The sequence below is a fragment of the Actinocorallia longicatena genome, from assembly GCF_039534125.1.
Lineage (GTDB): Bacteria > Actinomycetota > Actinomycetes > Streptosporangiales > Streptosporangiaceae > Actinocorallia > Actinocorallia longicatena.
In genome coordinates this window covers 32,218-51,317 of the sequence record NZ_BAAAUV010000025.1, presented here as the reverse complement: position 1 = coordinate 51,317, position 19,100 = coordinate 32,218, and the positions used below count along the sequence as shown (strand labels likewise).

Here is a 19,100-nt window from a genome sequence, read left to right as displayed (position 1 = left end):
GGTGTTCCCTTCCCGTCGACCGGGGCCGGGTCATCGGCTCTTCCGTTTGCGGTAACGTCAACGCTCATGCAGCTCGCCTTCATCCCCAGCCCTTCGCAGGGCGTCTGGCACATCGGCCCCCTCCCGCTGAGGGCCTACGCGATGATGATCATCATTGGCGTCGTCGTCGCCGTCTGGCTGGGGGAGAGGCGCTGGATCGCCAAGGGCGGGCAGCCCGGCGTCGTCATCGACGTCGCGGTCTGGGCGGTGCCGTTCGGGCTGGTCGGCGGACGGCTCTACCACGTGATCACCGACCATCAGATGTACTTCGGCGAGGGCAAGCACCCGCTGGACGCGCTGAAGGTCTGGAACGGCGGGCTGGGCATCTGGGGGGCGGTCGCGCTCGGCGCGGTCGGCGCCTGGATCGGCTGCCGCAGCAAGGGGGTGCGGCTCGCGCCGTTCGCCGACGCGGTGGCTCCGGGCATCGCGCTCGCCCAGGGCATCGGCCGCTGGGGCAACTGGTGGAACCAGGAGCTCTACGGCAAGCCGACCACCCTGCCGTGGGGCGTCGAGATCGATCTCGCGCACCGGCCCAAGGACGGCCTCGGCGGGATCCTGCCGCAGTACGAGAACGTCGAGACCTACCACCCGACCTTCCTGTACGAGTCGATCTGGTGCATCGCGCTCGCGCTGGTCGTGATCTGGGCGGGCAAGCGCTACAACCTGAACCACGGCAGGAGCTTCGCGCTGTACGTCGCGGGCTACACCGTGGGCCGCGGCTGGATCGAGGCGCTGCGCATCGACGAGGCCCACCACTTCCTCGGGCTGCGGCTCAACGACTACACCTCGATCATCGTCTTCCTGGGCGCCGCCCTCTACCTCTACCTCAAGCGGAACTCCGGCTCCGTGCCCGAGCCGCTCTACTTCGGCGACTCCGCCGAGACCGAGGAACTCGTCCCGGTGGGCGCCGGCGCGACCGGCGCGGCCGAGGAGGGAACCGGGGAGACCGTCACCGACAAGGCCGTCGCGTCCGCGGGGCCGGTCGCCGCCCCCGTCGTGGTGCCCGAGCCCGAGTCCGGGGACGCCGAGCCGGAGGATGAGGCGCTGGAGGACGAGGCGCTGGAGGACGAGGCGCCCGCTCCGGTCGTCGCGGAGGAGCCGGACGAGCCCGGGGACGATGACGAGGAGGAGCCCGGCGACATCGAGATCGCCGAGGCCGAGGAGGCGGGGGACGTCGAGCCCGCGCCGGTCGAGAGCGCTGACGAGGACGAGGCCGAGGAGCTGGCGGAGATCGAGGACGAGGGCGAGCTGCCCGTCGAGCTCGAGGAGGAGCCGGAGCCCGAGCCCCGCGCGCCGGCCGAGCCGATCGTCACCGAGGCCGAGCCGGTCCCCGAGGACGTCTGGTGGGCCAAGAACGACGACGACAAGAACGACGACGACAAGAACGACGATGACAAGAACGACGACGACAAGAACGACGCGAAAGGCGAGGGGTGACCGAGCAGCACTCGGCCCCTGAGATCCATCACGAACATCGCGACGTCAACGGCGGATGGCTGCGTCCCGCCGTGTTCGGCGCGATGGACGGCCTCGTCTCGAACTTCGCGCTGATCGCCGGTGTCGCCGGAGGCCAGGCCGGACACAAGATCGTCGTGCTCGCGGGTCTCGCGGGCCTGGCCGCGGGCGCGTTCTCGATGGCGGCGGGGGAGTACATCTCGGTCGCCTCGCAGTCCGAGCTGGCCGAGGCGGAGATCGAGATCGAGCGCAGGGAACTGGACCGCAACCCGCTCGCCGAGCGGGAGGAGCTGGCGATGCTGTACGAGGCGCGCGGGCTCAGCCGGGAGCTGTCGGAGCAGGTCGCCGAGGTGCTGTCCCGCGACCCGCGTGAGGCGCTGGAGATCCACTCCCGTGAGGAGCTGGGCGTGGTGCCGGGAGAGCTGCCCTCGCCCGTGCTGGCGGCGGTCTCGTCCTTCCTGGCGTTCTCGGTGGGGGCGACCCTGCCGGTCCTGCCTTATCTTCTGGGGGCGGACTCCCTGGTCCCCTCGGCGGTCCTGGCGGTGCTCGGGCTGTTCGGCGCGGGTGCCCTGGTGTCCCGGGTGACGGCCAGGAGCTGGTGGTTCAGCGGGCTGCGCCAGCTCGCTTTCGGTGCGGCCGCGGCCGCGATCACCTACGGTGTGGGCGCATTGATCGGAACGAACGGCCTGTGAACGCGATCCGGCGTACTAGGCTCTGCCGCGGACGGAATTGCCTGGAGGAACGGTGGGCGACATGAGCTCACAGACGAAAGCTCGCGGCGACGAGAACGAGTTCTGGCCGGACGCCCCCGACGGGCCCCGCAGCCGGACGATCTCGATCGTGGTCGCGGTGATCGTGCTGTTGGCCGCGGCGGGCGGTGCCGCCTGGTGGTTCCTGGGCCGGGGCGGTGATGACGCGGTGTCGACCTCCGTCGGCAAGCGCCTGCCGGTGACCTATGTGCCGCAGGAGGGCGACAAGGACACCACGAAGCTGAGCCTGCGCACGGCGGATCCGCGCCTGTTCACCGAGGGCGAGATCTTCGACGACAAGAAGACGGTCGCCTACGGCAAGTACAAGTTCGCCCTCAAGGGCCAGAAGCTCACCGACTGCCCGTCGGCGGCCTGGGGCGACGTGTTCGAGACCATGCTTCAGCAGGCGGGCTGCAACCAGATCGCGCGCGGGCTGTACGTCTCGGAGGACAAGACCTACGCGGGCCTGTTCGTGGCGTTCAACCTCGCCGACGAGAAGGGCGCGACCCTCGTGATGAACGCCATGGACGTCACGCGGAAGAACGGTTTCGTCCACCCGCTGGAGAGCCCCGAGGTCAAGGACTTCGGCGGCAACTGGAGCGCCGCCTACTCCCAGGTCATCGGCCACTACGTGATCATGAGCTGGGTGCAGCGGGCGAGCGGCGAGCGGCCGCCCGGGCTGAACGAGATGATCGACATCAGCCTCGCGGTGCAGTCCCCCGAGGACTTCGCCTGGGGGCGCCTGGTGAACCTCGACCCCGGGCCGAAGGGCGAGAATTGAGCCCGGGCCGTCAGCCGGCCCCGGGACGCAGGCCGCCGCGGCGGAAGGGTCCCGGGCCGGTCGTCTTCTTCGGCGCGGCCGCCGGGCTGATCCTCGTGGTCGCCGCCGCTGTGATCGTCATCCTGATGACGGGCGACGACGACGGCCGGGCGCAGACCCTGGACGCCGTCGCGATGGGCAGGCCCGCCGCCAACGGCACCTCGCCGTCGAGCTACTCCTCCTCGCCCTCCTCGGACGTGTTCGTGCCGATCGAGACCAGGGCCAGGGACGGCGCCCCGCTGACGGCCGCCGAGCTCTTCCCCGAGAAGACCCTGATCGACGAGACCGCCAAGACGGCCCTGACCCGGCGCGCGGTGGTACTCGACGGGGACTGCGCGAAGGCGATGTGGGGAAGCGGTCTCGGCCGGGTCCTGCGGGCCGGGGGCTGCTCCCAGGCGGGCCGTGCCCTCTACGGCGACACCGCCAAGGGCTTCGCCGTGACGATCGGCGTGTTCAACCTCCGTGACAGCGAGGCGGCCGACACGGCGGTGGCCGCCTTCGGTGCCGGAACCGGTGGTTTCGTCCGCCCGCTGCCGGGGAAAGGTGCCCTGAGCAAGTTCGGGCAGGGCTTCAGCATGGCGCGCGGTGTGGCCATGGGTCACTACGTCGTGATCACGTGGGCGCAGCGCACGGACGGCACCGGTGACGAGCGCAGCAAGCCCCTGCTGTCCTTGGTCCTCTCGGCGGCGAAGGCCGAGGCGATTTACGAGCGTGCGGCCGCCTGACCTGCGACGATTCCGTGAGGTTGATCACGGGAAATTGGACTGGTCCAGACCTTTGCCGCCGGATTTGTCCAGCTATCATGAAGGAAGGGTGCTCAACTGCCGCGGTGGTAGTGATGTAACCTCTAGGTAATAACTCGCAGCAGGGCCAACGCCGTCCCGAACTGCACTGGTTTCCCAGACAGTGTCTTGATTCGAAACGGGAGGGTTGATGGCGGCTGCTGCCCTCACACCTGGACAGCCTGCAGCTCAGGGGCTGTATGACCCGGCCAACGAGCACGACGCCTGCGGCGTCGGCATGGTGGCCGATCTCAACGGGCGCAAGAGCCACGACATCGTCGAGAACGCGCTGACGGTCCTGCGCAACCTCGACCACCGGGGTGCGGTGGGAGCCGAACCCGACGACGGAGACGGCGTCGGCATCCTCACCCAGATCCCGGACGCCTTCTTCCGCGCCGTAGTGGACTTCGACCTCCCCGAGGCGGGCTCCTACGCGGCCGGACTGTGCTTCCTCCCCGCCGACGCCGAGGCCCGCAAGGCCGCCGTCGGCCACATCCACGCCGTCGCCGCCGAAGAGGGCCTGACCGTCCTCGGCTGGCGCGAGCTGCCGATCGACCCGCAGTTCACGGGCCCGGCCGCCAAGCGCGTGATGCCGCACTTCTCCCAGCTGTTCCTGGCCGCCGCCGAGGACGGCCCCTTCGCGGGGCGTTCCGGCATCGAGCTGGACCGCGTCGTGTTCTGCGCCCGCGAGCGCATCGAGCAGGACGTCCCCGTCTACTTCCCGAGCCTGTCCTCGCGCACCATCGTGTACAAGGGCATGCTGACGACCCCGCAGCTCGAGCCGTTCTTCCCCGACCTGTCGGACCGCCGCTTCACCTCCGCGATCGCGCTGGTCCACTCGCGGTTCTCGACCAACACCTTCCCGGCCTGGGAGCTCGCCCACCCGTACCGGTACCTGGCCCACAACGGCGAGATCAACACCGTCAAGGGGAACCGGAACTGGATGCGGGCGCGCGAGGCCCTGCTGGCCTCCGAGCTGTTCCCCGGCGACCTCTCGCGGATCTTCCCCGTGATCGACATCGAGGCGTCCGACACGGCGTCCTTCGACGAGGCACTCGAACTGCTGCACCTGGGCGGGCGCTCGCTCCCGCACGCGGTGCTGATGATGATCCCCGAGGCGTGGGAGAACCACACCGAGATGGACCCGGCCCGCCGGGCGTTCTACGAGTTCCACTCGACGCTGATGGAGGCCTGGGACGGCCCCGCGTCGGTGTCGTTCACCGACGGCACGGTCGTCGGCGCGGTCCTCGACCGCAACGGCCTGCGCCCGGGCCGCTTCTGGGTGACCGAGGACGGCCTGGTCGTCCTGGCGTCCGAGGCGGGAGTCCTGGACATCGACCCGGCGAAGGTGGTCCGCAAGGGCCGCCTCCAGCCCGGCAAGATCTTCCTGGTCGACACCGAGGCCGGCCGGATCGTCGAGGACGACGAGGTCAAGGCCTCCCTCGCGGCCGAGCACCCCTACCAGGAGTGGCTGGCCGAGGGCCTGGTCCGGTTCGAGGAACTGCCGCAGCGCGAGCGCGAGATCCCGACCCACGACACCCTCGTCAAGCGCCAGCAGACCTTCGGCTACACCAGCGAGGAGCTCAAGATCCTCCTGTCGCCGATGGCACGGGACGGCTTCGAGCCGATCGGCTCCATGGGCACCGACACCCCCGTCGCCGCCCTTTCGGAGAAGCCGCGCCTGCTGTTCGACTACTTCAAGCAGCTGTTCGCGCAGGTCACCAACCCGCCGCTGGACGCCATCCGCGAAGAGATGATCACTTCGCTCCAGTCCACGCTGGGTCCCGAGGGCAACCTCCTCCAGCCGGGCCCGGACTCGTGCAAGCGTCTCGTGCTGCCGACCCCGATCCTGGACAACGACGAGCTCGCCAAGATCATCCACATCAACGACGAGGGCTCGCTCCCGCACCTCGACGCCCATGTCGTCCACGGCCTCTACGAGGTCGCCGGGGGCGGCGCGGCCCTGCGCCGGCGCATCGAGGAGATCTGCGGGGAGGTCTCGCGGTCCATCGCCGCGGGCGCCCGCGTGATCGTCCTGTCGGACCGCGGCTCGGACTCCCGGTTCGCCGCGATCCCGTCGCTGCTGCTCACCGGCTCGGTGCACCACCACCTGATCCGGGAGAAGACCCGCACCCAGGTCGGCCTCGTCATCGAGACCGCCGAGGCGCGCGAGTGCCACCACATGGCGCTGCTGATCGGGTACGGCGCCTCGGCCGTCAACCCCTACCTCGCCATCGAGACCGTGCAGGACCTGGTCAAGTCCGGCGACCTCAAGGGGCTCGACGAGACCAAGGCCGCCCGCAACATGGTCAAGGCGTACGGCAAGGGCGTCATGAAGGTGATGTCCAAGATCGGCATCTCGACGGTCGCGTCCTACACCGGTGCGCAGATCTTCGAGGCGATCGGCCTGGGCGCCGAGGTCATCGACGTCGCGTTCGTCGGCACCGCCTCCAAGCTGGGCGGTAACGGCTTCGACGTGATCGCGTCCGAGGTCGCGCAGCGCCACGCCCGCGCCTACCCGGTCAACGGCAACGACGCGGCGCACCGCACCCTCGAGGTCGGCGGCGAGTACCAGTGGCGCCGCGAGGGCGAGCCGCACCTGTTCAACCCGAGCACGGTGTTCAAGCTCCAGCACGCCACCCGCACCCGGCAGTACGACATCTTCAAGGAGTACACCTCCCTCGTGGACGACCAGTCCGCGAAGCTGATGACGCTCCGCGGCCTGTTCTCCTTCGCCGGTGACCGCACGCCGGTCCCGCTGGAGGAGGTCGAGCCGGTCGCCGACATCGTCAAGCGGTTCTCCACCGGCGCGATGTCCTACGGCTCCATCTCCGCCGAGGCCCACGAGACCCTCGCGATCGCCATGAACCGGCTCGGCGCCAAGTCGAACACCGGTGAGGGCGGCGAGGACCCGGCCCGGTTCACCCCGGACGCCAACGGCGACTCCCGCCGCTCGGCGATCAAGCAGGTGGCCTCGGGACGCTTCGGCGTCACCTCCGAGTACCTGACCAACGCCGACGACATCCAGATCAAGATGGCGCAGGGCGCGAAGCCCGGCGAGGGCGGCCAGCTGCCCGGGCACAAGGTGTACCCGTGGGTCGCCAAGACCCGGCACTCCACCCCCGGCGTCGGCCTCATCTCGCCGCCGCCGCACCACGACATCTACTCGATCGAGGACCTCGCCCAGCTCATCCACGACCTGAAGAACGCCAACCCGGCGGCGCGCGTCCATGTGAAGCTCGTCTCCGAGATGGGCGTCGGCACGGTCGCGGCGGGCGTGTCCAAGGCCCACGCGGACGTCGTCCTGATCTCCGGCCACGACGGCGGGACCGGCGCCTCGCCGCTGACCTCGCTGAAGCACGCGGGCGCGCCCTGGGAGCTCGGCCTCGCCGAGACCCAGCAGACCCTGCTGCTCAACGGCCTGCGCGACCGGATCGTCGTCCAGACCGACGGCCAGATGAAGACCGGCCGTGACGTCGTCATCGCCGCCCTGCTGGGCGCCGAGGAGTTCGGCTTCGCGACCGCCCCGCTGGTGGTCTCCGGCTGCATCATGATGCGCGTCTGCCACCTCGACACCTGCCCGGTGGGCGTCGCGACGCAGAACCCGGTGCTGCGCGAGCGGTTCTCCGGCAAGCCCGAGTTCGTCGTGAACTTCTTCGAGTTCATCGCCGAGGAGGTACGGGAGATCCTGGCCTCCCTCGGCTTCCGCTCCCTCGAGGAGGCCGTCGGCCAGGTCGGCGTCCTCGACACCCGGGAGGCGATCACGCACTGGAAGGCCGCCGGTCTCGACCTGTCGCCGATCTTCCACCTGCCGGAGCTGCCCGAGGGCACCGCGCTGCAGTGCGTCACCGTCCAGGACCACGGTCTGGAGAAGGCGCTCGACAACACCCTGATCCAGCTCGCCGAGGGCGCGATCGCGTTCGGTGACAAGGTCAAGCTCGAGCTGCCGATCCGCAACGTCAACCGGACCGTCGGCACCATGCTCGGCCACCACCTCACCAGGAAGTGGGGCGGCGAGGGGCTGCCGGACGACACGATCGACATCTCCTTCACCGGCTCGGCGGGCAACTCCTTCGGCGCGTTCGTGCCGTCGGGGATCACGCTGCGGCTCACCGGCGACTCCAACGACTACCTCGGCAAGGGGCTGTCGGGCGGCCGGATCACCGTCCAGCCCGACCCGTCGGCGACCTTCGCCGCGGAGGACCAGATCATCGCGGGCAACGTGCTGCTGTACGGCGCGACCTCCGGCGAGGCGTTCCTGCGCGGCCTGGTCGGCGAGCGGTTCTGCGTCCGCAACTCCGGGGCGACCGCGGTCGTCGAGGGTGTGGGCGACCACGGCCTGGAGTACATGACCGGCGGACGGGCGATCATCCTCGGCCGCACCGGACGCAACCTGGCGGCCGGCATGTCGGGCGGCATCGCCTACGTGCTCGACCTCCAGCCGCAGCGCGTCAACGGCGAGATGGTCGAGATCGAGGAGCTCTCCGCCGACGACCGCGCCTACGTGCGGGCGATGGTCGAGAAGCACCAGGCCGAGACCGGTTCGGTCGTCGCCGCCAAGCTCGTCGCCGAGTGGGACTCGGCCGTCGAGCGGTTCAGCAAGATCATGCCGCGGGACTACAAGCGGGTGCTGGCGGCCATGGCCGCCGCCGAGGCCGAGGGCCGCGACGTCGACGAGGCCGTCATGGCCGCGGCACAGGGATAGGGGGCACCTCGAATGGCGGACCCGAAGGGGTTTTTGAAGGTCACCGAGCGGGAGCTGCCCGCCCGGCGGCCCGTGGACGTCCGCATCCGCGACTGGAAGGAGGTCTACGAGGACTTCGCCAGGCCCACCCTGGAGCGCCAGGCCAGCCGGTGCATGGACTGCGGCATCCCGTTCTGCCACCAGGGCTGCCCGCTGGGCAACCTGATCCCCGAGTGGAACGACCTCGTCTTCAAGCAGAACTGGCGGGAGGGCATCGAGCGGCTGCACGCCACCAACAACTTCCCGGAGTTCACCGGGAAGCTGTGCCCCGCCCCGTGCGAGACGGCCTGCGTCCTGGGCATCAACCAGGACGCGGTGACCATCAAGCGGATCGAGGCCGAGCTCATCGACCGGGCCTTCGCCGAGGGCTGGGTCAAGCCGCAGCCTCCGTCGGTGAAGACCGGCCGCAAGGTCGCGGTCGTCGGCTCCGGCCCCGCCGGCCTTGCCGCCGCCCAGCAGCTCACCCGGGCCGGCCACGACGTCGTCGTGTTCGAGCGCTCGGACGCGATCGGCGGCCTGCTGCGCCGCGGCATCCCCGAGTTCAAGATGGAGAAGCGGCACGTCGAGCGCCGCATCGGCCAGATGCGCGCCGAGGGCACCGTCTTCAAGACCGGTGTGAACGTGGGCGCCGACATCACCGCCGACGAGCTGCGCGAGCAGTTCGACGCCGTGCTGCTGGCGGGCGGCGCGACCATGTGGCGTGACCTGAACGTTCCCGGCCGTGAGGCCAAGGGCATCTACCAGGCGATGGAGTACCTGCCCATCTCCAACAAGGTCGCCGAGGGCGTCCTGGCGGAGCCGACGATCACGGCCGAGGGCAAGCACGTCGTGGTCATCGGCGGCGGTGACACCGGCGCCGACTGCATCGGCACGGCGCTGCGCCAGGGGGCGGCCTCGGTCACCCAGCTGGAGATCATGCCCCGGCCGCCGGAGGCGCGTCCCGGCTCGGCCCCGTGGCCCACGTTCCCCATCCTGTTCAAGATGGAGAGCGCCCACGAGGAGCTCGAGGCCGCGGGCGGGCCGCGCGTCTACGCCGTCAACACGCTCGGCTTCACCGCCGACGAGGACGGCAACGTGGCGTCGCTCAGGCTCGTCGACGTCGAGGGTCCCGCGACCGGCTTCAAGCCGATCGAGGGCACCGAGCGCGAGATCCCGGCCGAGCTGGTCACCCTCTCCATGGGCTTCCTCGGCCCGCAGCGCGAGGGCCTGCTGGAGCAGCTGGGCGTCGAGCTCGACGGCCGCGGCAACGTGGTCCGCTCGCTGGAGTACAAGACCACGGTCGACGACGTGTTCGTCGCCGGTGACATGGGCCGCGGCCAGTCCCTGATCGTCTGGGCGATCGCCGAGGGCCGCGCCGCCGCCTCCTGCGTCGACAAGGCCCTCCAGGGCACGACCAACCTGCCCTACCCGATCCCGCCGACGGCACGCCCCATCGCCTGACGCACCCCGCGTCCGAAGGGCCCGGTGGCACCTCGCCACCGGGCCCTTCGCCGTTCCGCGTACCCCGGACTTCGCACACGGTCCGTGTTAGATTCACCATGTGGAGAGTGCGGAACGGCTGCGAACGCTCATCGCGAGGTTGCGGACGACCGAGCATGTGAGCGTCGCGGAGCTGGCGGCCGAGACGGGCTGCTCGGAGATGACGATCAGGCGCGACCTCGACCAGCTCGCCGAGCAGGGCGTCCTGCGCCGGGTCAGGGGCGGGGCGGTGAGCCTGCTGCTGCGCGGCGAGGCCACGCCCTACGCGGTACGGACCCGCGAGGGCGCCGAGGTGAAGGGCCGGATGGCCGAGGCAGTGGACGGCCTGCTCGCCGACGGGGAGACCCTGATCCTCGACAGCGGGACCACCACCCTGGCCGTCGCGCGGCGGATCGCCGGCCGTCGGCTCACGGTCGTCCCGATGGACCTGCACGTCGCCAACGCCCTCAGCGCCGCCCCCGGCGTCAAGCTGCTGCTGCCGGGCGGCCAGGTGGAGCCGGGCTCCCTGGTCTTCACCGGCCATCTCGCCGAGACCGCGCTGCGCTCGCTGCGCGTCGACACCCTGGTCATGGGCGTGTGCGGCCTGTCGCCCCTCGACGGCGTCACCGCCCACGACCTCGCCGAGGTCCCGGTGAAGCGCGCGGCCATCGCCTCGGCCCGGCGGGTGGTCGTCGTCTGCGACGGCGGCAAGTTCACCCGGACCGGCCTCGGCCATGTCTGCGCCGCCGGCGCCCTCGATCTGGTGATCACAGACCCGTCCGCGCCGGAGGAGGCCCTCACCCGCCTCGCGGACGAGGGCGTCGCGGTGAAGATCGTCTGACGCTAGGTCCGGTGGCCGTTCAGGAGGTAGGCGGCCAGGGCGTGCGGGTGGGCGAGGGCCGGGCAGTGGCCGCCGGGGAGCTCGTCGGCGGTGAGGCCCAGGCGTTCGCGGGCCTGGCGGCGCTGGAAGGCCGCGGGGAAGAAGCGGTCGTCCCGGCAGAGCGCGAAGCGGGTCGGGACGTCCGGCCAGGGAGGCATGGCCAGGCCCTCCTCGAAGGGGCGGTCGGACTGCTCGTGCGGCAGATCCGCCGCGGCCTCGATGAGCGGGCGCGGGACGTCGTGCAGGAAGACCACCTCCGGGTCGAAGGGGGCGTCGGGGTCGCGTCCCGCGGCGGTCTCGGCGGCGCGGCGGGCCTCGGAGTGGCCGGTGTTCTCCCACCAGGCGCCGACCGTCTCGCCCTCGGCGGGGACCATCGCGGCCACCAGGACGATCTCCTCCAGGGGGAGGCGCGCGGCGGCCAGGGGCGCGACGAAACCGGCCATCGACTGGGCGACGAGGACCAGGCCGGTCCGGTCGCCGACGGCCTCGACCACGGCGTCGGCGTACTCGTTCAGGCCGGCCTTGGGATCGCCGACGGGCAGGTCCATGGCGACGGTGCCGTGCCCGGCGGCGCGCAGATCCGGTTCGACGAGATGCCAGTACCAGGCGGAGTCGCCGGCGCCGTGCAGGAGAACGAAGGTGGACATGTCAGCTCCTCGAGAGGGCGTGCGGAAGACGGGTCCGGAAGTCCAGGACGCCCGCCCACGTGGGCGTCAGGGCGAGGCGGGCCATGCGCAGCCCCGGACGGTCGATCTCGGCGGCGGTCCGCTCGGCCTGCTCGTCGCCGTAGTAGTGGCGCTGCATGGTGACGTAGTCGGGCAGGACGCCGTCGACCTCCTGGACCTCGACGGGGCCGCGCAGCAGCAGGACCTCGGGCGGCGGTCCGCCGACGTCGATCGTGACGGCCGCGGCCGGCGCCGCGCGCAGTGAGGCGATCTTGTGGGCGCCCCCGAAGGTCGACATGACCAGGGTCGTACCCGTCCAGAGGAACATCATCGGCATGACGCGCGGCGTTCCGTCCCTCCCCACGTAGGCGAGGTGGGCGAGTTCGCGGGAGTGCAGCAGGCGCCGGGCGGTGTCGGTCTCCAGCAGCCGGAGGTCGCCTTGCGGAAGAGTCATGCTCCTAAATTAGGAGTAGTGACTCCTTGATTGCAAGCACTTCGGCTAGGATGACGCCATGGCGGGAAAGCGGAGCTACCAGGACCCGTGCGGGATCGCCCGCGCCCTGGACCTGGTGGGGGAGCGGTGGGCGCTGCTCGTCGTCCGGGAGCTGCTGTACGGGGCGCGGCGCTTCTCCGATCTGCACCGGACGCTCCCGTCGCTGAGCCAGAACGTCCTGTCGACCCGGCTGCGCGAGCTGGAGGAGGCCGGAGTCGTCCACCGGCCCTACTACGGGCCGCCGGTCGGGGTGCATCTGTACGAGCTGACCGAGCGCGGCCGCGGGCTGGAGGACGTGCTCGTCGCGCTGGCCCGCTGGGGCAGCCTGGCGCCGCTGCCGGGAGAGGGCGAGCTGAGCGCCGCGGCTCTCGTCCTGGCCCTGCGGACCACCTTCCGGGCCGCGGACGCGCCCGACGCCGACATCCTGCTCGATCTCGGCGAGGGGCGCTTCCACGTCCGGATCAGGGCGGGGGAGTGCACGGTGGCGGCGGCCGCCCCGGAGACGAGGGCGGACGCCGTCCTGCGCACGAGCCCGGCCGTCCTGCGCGATCTCGTGTTCGCCGCCGGAGACGTGCCCGGCGCGTCCGGCCTCGGGATCGAGGGCGACGCCGGGCTCGCCACCCGCTTCCTCGGCTGGTTCCCGCGCCCGGGCTGAGGACGGCTACAGCAGCGCCGCCATCCAGGTCTCGATCTCGTCGGAGCCGCGGGGGAGCGCGGCGGAGAGGTTGACACAGCCGTCGTCGGTGATGACCAGGTCGTCCTCGATCCGGACGCCGATGCCGCGAAGCGCGGCGGGCAGGGTCAGGTCGTCGGGCTGGAGGTAGAGACCGGGCTCGACGGTGAGGACCTGACCCGCCTCGAGGACGCCGTCGAGGTAGGTCTCGGCGCGGGCCTTCGCGCAGTCGTGGACGTCCATGCCGAGCATGTGGCCCGATCCGCAGAGGGTGTAGCGGCGGTAGAGCCCCGAGTCGGGGTCGAGGGAGGCCTCGGCGCCGCCCGGCAGCAGGCCCCAGGAGTCGAGGCCCTCGGCGATCACGCGCATCGCCTCGTTGTGGAAGTCGCGGAACCGCGCCCCCGGCCGCAGGGCGGCGATGCCCGCCTCCTGCGCGGCGAAGACGAGGTCGTAGACCTGGCGCTGGGCGTCGGTGAAGCGGCCGTTGACGGGCAGCGTGCGGGTGACGTCGGCGGTGTAGAAGGAGTCGACCTCGACGCCCGCGTCCAGCAGGAGCAGCGAGCCGTCGGGGACGGGGCCGTCGTTGCGGATCCAGTGCAGGACGCAGGCGTGCGCCCCGGCCGCGGCGATCGTCTCGTAGCCGACGCCGTTGCCCTCCAGCCGCGCCCGCCGGTTGAACACGCCCTCGATCCAGCGCTCGCCACGGGCCAGGGACGCCGCGTGGCGCAGCTCGCCGACCACGTCGGTGAATCCGGCGACGGTGTGGTCGACGGCGGCCTGGAGCTGTGCGACCTCCCACTCGTCCTTGACCAGGCGCAGCTCGGCCAGGACGGCGGCGAGCTCCCGGTCGGCGTCCGGGGCGGGGTGCGGCCCGACCAGGGAGTCGATCGCGGGATCGACGCCGCGGACCACGCGGGTGCGCCCCGCGCCGGACAGCGCCTTCGGCAGGTCGTCGACGGAGGCGGCGGCGACGCCGAGCGCGTCCTCGGTCTCGCGCAGGGTGCGGCGGCGGCCGACCCAGAACTCGCCGTGCCTGCGGTCCCGGTAGAACTGCGCGCCCATCGGGGAGCCGTCGCGCGGGGAACGCGGATGGGTGAACAGCGTCGCCTCGTGCCCCGATCCCGCCGGCTCCAGCACCAGCACCGTCTCCGGGACGGCCTCGGTCGCCAGCTCCGCGGTCAGATGCGCGAACGCCGAGTGGGGACGGAAGGCGTAGTCGCAGTCGTTGCTGCGGACCTTGAGGTCACCGGCCGGGATGACGAGCCGTTCCCCGGGGAAGCGCGCCGACAGCGCGGCCCTGCGCTTCGCGGCGTACACCGCGGCCGGGACGGGCTGGAGCGCGACGTCCGTGGCCGCCCACCCGCCCTGGAAGAAGGCCGCGAGGGCGGGGGGAACGGGCAGGTCGTGGGAGCCGGTGACGAACGCGCCGTCGCCGGGGAGTGACTGAGCAGACAGGGACATCTTCGGCTTTCTCGAGAGGTGGCGGGGGGCTCGGCCCATGTGACACCCTACTCTCGGTGACCGGGTCGAAGAGAAAGGCGTCACTGATGTCCGAGCCGCTCAACCTGCCGGACTTCCGTGCCCGCCGGAACATCCGGGAGAAGATCGCCGACGCCCTGCGCGCCGCCCTCGTGGCGGGGGAGATGCGTCCCGGAGTGATCTACTCGGCGCCGGTCCTGGCCGAGCGCTTCGGGGTCTCGGCCACCCCGGTCCGGGAGGCGATGCTCGACCTGGTCAAGGAGGGCCTGGTCAGCGTGGTCCGCAACAAGGGCTTCCGGGTGACCGCCCTGTCGGAGCGGGATCTGGACGAGATCACCGAGCTCCGGGCGCTGATCGAGGTCCCGACCGTGGCGAAGATCGCCGCGACCGTGCCCGGGGAGCGGGTCGCCGCGCTGCGGCCGCTGGCCGAGGCGATCGTCCGGGCCGCGGAGACGGGCGACATCGTCGGCTACATCGAGGCCGACCAGGCCTTCCACCTGGAACTCCTCGCCCTGGCGGGCAACGCCCACCTGCCGGGGATCGTCCGGGACCTGCGGCACCGCTCCCGGCTGTACGGGATGGCCCGGCTGTCGGAGCAGGGCGGCCTGGTCGCCTCGGCGCGCGAGCACCTCGAGCTCCTCGGCAGGATCGCCGCGGGGGACGCCGAGGGCGCCGCGGCCTTCATGGACCACCACCTCCGGCACGTGCGCGGCGTCTGGGCGGGCCGCGCGGAGCCGGAACCGGCGGACGGGCCCTTGATCTGACGCGAGCCATCGCGATATATCTCAAGAGTGTCTTTCGTGCTCTAGGAGGCTGCGCCATGGCTCGCACCGATCGGCTGCTGGATCTTCTGTTCGTGCGCGGGACCGTCCTGGACGTCTCGCCCGCGGCCGGCCGGATGCGCGCGGTGCGCGCCGGCGGCGTCCCGGGGCTGGCCTGGCGGCCGGGCCAGCAGGTGCGGCTGCACGTCAACGACCTCTTCGCGGCCCGCAGCCTGCTGCGTCCCGGCGACATCCTGCGCACCTACTCCGTCTGGGACTACGACGGCGACGTGCTGGAGCTGCGGATCCTCGACCACGGGGACGGACCGGGCGCCCGCTGGTCCCGCGAGGTGAAGGCGGGTGATCCGGTCGTGTTCGGCAAGCCCGAGGGGAACTTCGTCGTCAGGGAGGCGGACCACCACCTGTTCGTGGGGGAGGAGACCGCCTCCGTGGCGTTCGGCGCGATGATGCGGGGCCTGGCGAACGCCCGCGCCGTGCTGGAGGTGCCGGACGAGGACTCCCGGCTGCCGCTGGAGGGCGACGTCACCTGGCTCTGCCGCGGGGAGGGCTCCGCCCACGCCTCGGAGAACCTGGTGAAGGCCGTCGCGGCACTGGACCTGCCGGCCACCGGCGTGGTCGCCTACCTCGCGGGCGAGGCGAAGACCTGCCAGGCCGTCAAGCGCCACCTGATCACCGACCGGGGCTGGGACCGCCGGAGCATCCAGGTGAAGCCGTTCTGGACCCCGGGCAAGCGCGGGATGGAATAGCCCGTGGAACTGCGCCAGCTGCGCTCCTTCGTGACGGTGGCCGAGGAGCTCCACTTCGGCCGCGCCGCCGAACGGCTGCACATCGCCCAGCCCGCCGTCAGCCAGCAGGTGCGGCGGCTGGAGCGGGAGCTCGGGGTCGTGCTGCTGGACCGCTCGCCCCGGCACGTGCGGCTGACGGCCGAGGGCGCCCGGTTCCTGCCCGAGGCCAGGGCCGTGCTGGACGCCGCGGAACGGGCCAGGGCCTCCGTCGAACCCGCCCGCACGCTGCGGCTGGGTACCAGCACCGGGCTCGGCGAGCATCTCGACCGGATCCTCGACGCCCTGGCCGTCCTCGCGCCCGCGCTGAAGGTGGAGCTCGTCGCGGGGCCGTCCCGGCTGGACCGGGTGGCGGCCGGGCGCCTCGAGGCTGCGCTGGTGCGCGGCGTCTCCCGCCACCCGGGCACCGTGCTGCACCCGGTGTGGGAGGACGAACTGCTGGCCGCCCTGCCCGCCCGTCATCCCCTCGCGGAGGCGGCGGCCGTCACGGCGCCCGACCTCGCCGGGCTGCCGCTGCGCCTGGTCGACCGCAGGCTGAACCCGCCGATCGTCGATCTGGTCACCGGCCGCTTCGCCGGCCTCGACCTGGCCGTCTCGCCCGGTGCGGGGAGCCTCAACGACAGCCTCGCCCTCATCGGGGCGGGAGAGCCGCTGTGGACGGTGCTCTACGCCGCGCACGCCCGGCAGTTCAGCACCCGGCGCGTCGCCCATGTCCCGTTCGACCCGCCGATGGTCATGACGACCTATCTGGCGGTCCCGCCGGACGCCCCCTACACCGGCCTCCTGCTGCGGGCCTGCGGCGATAAGCGTTCGTGATCGCTGCGAGCCCGGAGTGGCCCTTGGCCGGGAGGCGCGGTTCCGGTGGACTGGGTCCGTCAGCGAGAAGCCTCGTGAAGGAGCAGAACATGCCCATCGTCACCGTGCAGCAGACCCCCCGGACGCCCGAACTGCGGCGGGAGCTCGTCCGGCGGATCACCGACGCGTTCGTCGACGCCTACAAGGTGCCCGCCGAGAGCGTCCAGGTGTGGATCCAGGAGTACCAGCCCGACGCCTGGGGCCGGGCGGGACGCCTGTTCGCCGACGAGTGAGCCGGGGTCCTCACGGGGCCTCCCAGGCGTGCATGACGCGCTCGACCTGGTCGATGGTGAGGGCGGGGGCGGGGAGCGGGGACGGCGCGGGGGTGCGCAGGCCGTCGAGGACGATGCCGAGGATCCGGCGCCAGGTCTCCCCGGAGACGGGGCCCGTGTAGTCGGAGACCGTCGCGGTCGTGAGGGCGATCAGCGGCACGTCCGACGGGCTGAGGTCGGGCCGGACCGCCCCGGCGGCCTGGGCGCGCTCCAGCAGCGCCGTGACGGCGGGCAGGATGCGCTTGCGGGCCCGGGCCACCCGGTCGGTGCCGTGGGCCGTGCTCAGCGCGACGGTCCGCAGCCCGCGGTCGTTGGCCTGCTCGGCGCAGACCCGGGTGAGGAACGTGGCGAAGGAGTTCCACGGATCGGGATCGGCGTACGCCTCCACGGCGAGGTCGGCGATCTGGCCCATCCGCTCCTCGAACAGCTCGTCCACGAGGGCCTCGCGGTTGGCGAAGCGGCGGTAGACCGTCCCGACGCCCACCCCGGCGCGCCGGGCGATGTCGTCCAGGGTGACCTCGAGGCCCTGCTCGGCGAACAGGTCCTTGGCGGCGTCGAGGATCCGGCGCCTGTTGCGCTCGGCGTCGGCGCGCAGCGGCCGTGTGTCGGAGCTCATGATGCGTCCAGCCTATCAAGTGGAGGAATCTCCTCCGTTTAGTGCTACCTTCGAGAAGCGGAGAGGTCTTCTCCGTTTACGCTCATGTGAAGGAGTGCGGGTCATGACGTCCTCAAGGACGAAATGGACGATCATGGTGATCATCGCGATCGCCCAGCTCATGGTGGTCCTCGACGCGACGATCGTGAACATCGCGCTGCCGTCGGCGCAGGCCGATCTCGGCTTCTCCGACGGCGACCGGCAGTGGATCGTCACGGGGTACGCCCTGGCCTTCGGCAGCCTGCTGCTGCTCGGCGGGCGCATCGCCGACCTGTTCGGCCGCAAGCCGGTGTTCATCGCCGGTCTCGTCGGCTTCGCCGTGGCCTCCGCGCTCGGCGGCGCCGCCGGGAGCTTCGAGGTCCTCGTCGCCGCCCGGGTGCTCCAGGGCGTGTTCGGCGCGATGCTCGCGCCCGCCGCCCTGTCGCTGCTCACCACGACCTTCACCGAGCCCGCGGAACGCGCCAGGGCGTTCGGGATCTTCGGCGCGGTCGCGGGCAGCGGCGGCGGCATCGGCCTGCTGCTCGGCGGGGCGCTCACCGAGTACACGACCTGGCGCTGGTGCCTGTACGTCAACCTGGCGTTCGCGGCGGTCGCGGCCGTCGGCGGCTCCGTCTTCCTCAAGCACGAGCGGCGGGCGGAGAGGGCCAGGCTCGACCTGCCCGGCTCCCTGACGGTCTCCGCCGGCCTGTTCGGCATCGTCTACGGGCTGTCCAGGGCCGAGACCGCCGGCTGGGACTCCGCCGCCACCCTCGGCTGGATCGGCGCAGGAGCCGTCATGCTGGCCGTGTTCGTGCTGATCCAGCGCCGCACCGCCCATCCGCTGCTGCCGTTGCGGGTCGTCCTGGACCGCAACCGCGGCGCCTCGTTCCTGGGCGTGCTGTTCCTGGGCGCCGGCATGTTCGCGGTGTTCCTCTTCCTCACCTACTACCTCCAGCTCACCCTCGGGTACTCGCCGGTCAGGACCGGGTTCGCGTTCATGCCGATGGTGCTGTCGATCATGGTCGGGGCCCAGCTCAGCACCCAGGTCCTGATGCCGAAGGCCGGCCCGCGCGCCCTCGTCGGTACCGGGATGCTGCTCGGGGCGGCGGGCATGCTCTGGCTGACCCGCATCGACGTCACCAGCGCCTACGCCACCGGCATCCTCGGCCCCCTGATGGCCCTCGGCCTCGGGCTCGGCCTGGTCATCGGCACGTCCATGAGCCTGGCGACGCTCGGTGTGCGGGCCGACGACTCCGGTGTCGCCTCCGCGCTGGTCAACACCACGCAGCAGATCGGCGGATCCATCGGCACCGCCCTGCTCAGCACCATCGCCACCAGCGCGATCACCGACCACCTCGGCGGCCGGACCCCGACCCCCGCCCTCCAGGCCGAGGCCATGGTCCACAGCTACACCACGGTCTTCGCCTGGGCCGCCGGCATCTTCCTGCTCGGCGCGCTGGTCTGCGCCCCGCTCATGCGCCGCGGCATCCCGGACACCCAGCCCCTCCACGGGGAACCCGTCCTCGTCCACTAGGAGG

At 71.7% G+C, this 19,100-nt stretch carries 17 protein-coding genes; 13 read left to right on the top strand and 4 right to left on the bottom strand.

Annotation, left to right across the window (positions count from 1 at the left end; all coding sequences use genetic code 11):
* Positions 1–66 precede the first annotated feature (66 nt).
* The 7 genes from lgt (at position 67) to ABD785_RS33075 (ending at position 10,888) form a co-directional block, all read left to right on the top strand.
* On the top strand, positions 67–1,476 hold the full coding sequence (gene lgt, locus ABD785_RS33105; RefSeq protein WP_344836254.1) for a prolipoprotein diacylglyceryl transferase: 1,410 nt from the start codon (positions 67–69) through the stop codon (positions 1,474–1,476).
* On the top strand, positions 1,473–2,186 hold the full coding sequence (locus ABD785_RS33100; protein WP_344836252.1) for a VIT1/CCC1 transporter family protein: 714 nt from the start codon (positions 1,473–1,475) through the stop codon (positions 2,184–2,186). Before lgt ends, ABD785_RS33100 begins: the two co-directional genes overlap by 4 nt.
* 61 nt (positions 2,187–2,247) lie before the next feature.
* The gene (locus ABD785_RS33095) at positions 2,248–3,024 is read left to right on the top strand and encodes a hypothetical protein (RefSeq protein WP_344836249.1); all 777 of its coding nucleotides are present in this window, start codon (positions 2,248–2,250) and stop codon (positions 3,022–3,024) included.
* The gene (locus tag ABD785_RS33090) at positions 3,021–3,788 is read left to right on the top strand and encodes a hypothetical protein (protein WP_344836246.1); all 768 of its coding nucleotides are present in this window, start codon (positions 3,021–3,023) and stop codon (positions 3,786–3,788) included. Before ABD785_RS33095 ends, ABD785_RS33090 begins: the two co-directional genes overlap by 4 nt.
* A 208-nt stretch (positions 3,789–3,996) precedes the next feature.
* Positions 3,997–8,550 carry a glutamate synthase large subunit gene (gene gltB / locus ABD785_RS33085; protein ID WP_344836244.1) on the top strand — a complete coding sequence of 1,518 codons (4,554 nt, stop codon included), beginning with the start codon at positions 3,997–3,999 and terminating at the stop codon, positions 8,548–8,550.
* Positions 8,551–8,562: 12 nt separating this feature from the next.
* A complete protein-coding gene (locus tag ABD785_RS33080) occupies positions 8,563–10,029 on the top strand; it encodes a glutamate synthase subunit beta (protein WP_344836242.1) in 1,467 nt (488 codons plus the stop codon).
* Between the two features lie 100 nt (positions 10,030–10,129).
* Positions 10,130–10,888, top strand: a complete 759-nt coding sequence (locus tag ABD785_RS33075) for a DeoR/GlpR family DNA-binding transcription regulator (RefSeq protein ID WP_344836239.1) — start codon at positions 10,130–10,132, stop codon at positions 10,886–10,888.
* A gap of 2 nt (positions 10,889–10,890) precedes the next feature.
* Here the strand turns inward: ABD785_RS33075 and ABD785_RS33070 are convergent, their stop codons facing one another.
* Both ABD785_RS33070 and ABD785_RS33065 read right to left on the bottom strand, forming a co-directional pair.
* Positions 10,891–11,574, bottom strand: a complete 684-nt coding sequence (locus ABD785_RS33070) for an alpha/beta hydrolase (RefSeq protein WP_344836236.1) — start codon at positions 11,572–11,574, stop codon at positions 10,891–10,893.
* Between the two features lies 1 nt (position 11,575).
* Positions 11,576–12,046: a pyridoxamine 5'-phosphate oxidase family protein gene (locus ABD785_RS33065; RefSeq protein WP_344836234.1), complete on the bottom strand. Its 471-nt coding sequence runs from the start codon at positions 12,044–12,046 to the stop codon at positions 11,576–11,578.
* Between the two features lie 58 nt (positions 12,047–12,104).
* Here ABD785_RS33065 and ABD785_RS33060 point away from each other — a divergent pair, with 58 nt between their 5' ends.
* Positions 12,105–12,740, top strand: coding sequence for a winged helix-turn-helix transcriptional regulator (locus ABD785_RS33060; protein ID WP_344836232.1), 636 nt, complete (start codon positions 12,105–12,107; stop codon positions 12,738–12,740).
* Positions 12,741–12,746: 6 nt separating this feature from the next.
* Here ABD785_RS33060 and ABD785_RS33055 read toward each other — a convergent pair whose 3' ends face one another.
* On the bottom strand, positions 12,747–14,219 hold the full coding sequence (locus ABD785_RS33055; RefSeq protein WP_344836230.1) for an aminopeptidase P family protein: 1,473 nt from the start codon (positions 14,217–14,219) through the stop codon (positions 12,747–12,749).
* Positions 14,220–14,305: 86 nt separating this feature from the next.
* Between ABD785_RS33055 and ABD785_RS33050 the strand changes: the two genes are divergently transcribed.
* The 4 genes from ABD785_RS33050 to dmpI all read left to right on the top strand — a co-directional run bounded on the left by ABD785_RS33050 (position 14,306) and on the right by dmpI (position 16,889).
* Complete coding sequence (locus ABD785_RS33050) at positions 14,306–15,001, top strand: GntR family transcriptional regulator (RefSeq protein WP_344836227.1); 696 nt, start codon at positions 14,306–14,308, stop codon at positions 14,999–15,001.
* Between the two features lie 56 nt (positions 15,002–15,057).
* The gene (locus ABD785_RS33045; protein WP_344836226.1) at positions 15,058–15,765 is read left to right on the top strand and encodes a siderophore-interacting protein; all 708 of its coding nucleotides are present in this window, start codon (positions 15,058–15,060) and stop codon (positions 15,763–15,765) included.
* A gap of 3 nt (positions 15,766–15,768) precedes the next feature.
* Positions 15,769–16,617, top strand: a complete 849-nt coding sequence (locus tag ABD785_RS33040) for a LysR family transcriptional regulator (protein ID WP_344836224.1) — start codon at positions 15,769–15,771, stop codon at positions 16,615–16,617.
* An 89-nt stretch (positions 16,618–16,706) separates the two neighbouring features.
* Positions 16,707–16,889, top strand: a complete 183-nt coding sequence (dmpI, locus tag ABD785_RS33035) for a 4-oxalocrotonate tautomerase DmpI (RefSeq protein ID WP_344836222.1) — start codon at positions 16,707–16,709, stop codon at positions 16,887–16,889.
* 10 nt (positions 16,890–16,899) lie between these two features.
* Here the strand turns inward: dmpI and ABD785_RS33030 are convergent, their stop codons facing one another.
* Complete coding sequence (locus ABD785_RS33030) at positions 16,900–17,544, bottom strand: TetR/AcrR family transcriptional regulator (protein WP_344836220.1); 645 nt, start codon at positions 17,542–17,544, stop codon at positions 16,900–16,902.
* A gap of 103 nt (positions 17,545–17,647) precedes the next feature.
* On the opposite strand from ABD785_RS33030, the gene ABD785_RS33025 reads away from it, so the two are divergent.
* The gene (locus tag ABD785_RS33025) at positions 17,648–19,096 is read left to right on the top strand and encodes an MFS transporter (RefSeq protein WP_344836218.1); all 1,449 of its coding nucleotides are present in this window, start codon (positions 17,648–17,650) and stop codon (positions 19,094–19,096) included.
* Positions 19,097–19,100 lie beyond the last annotated feature (4 nt).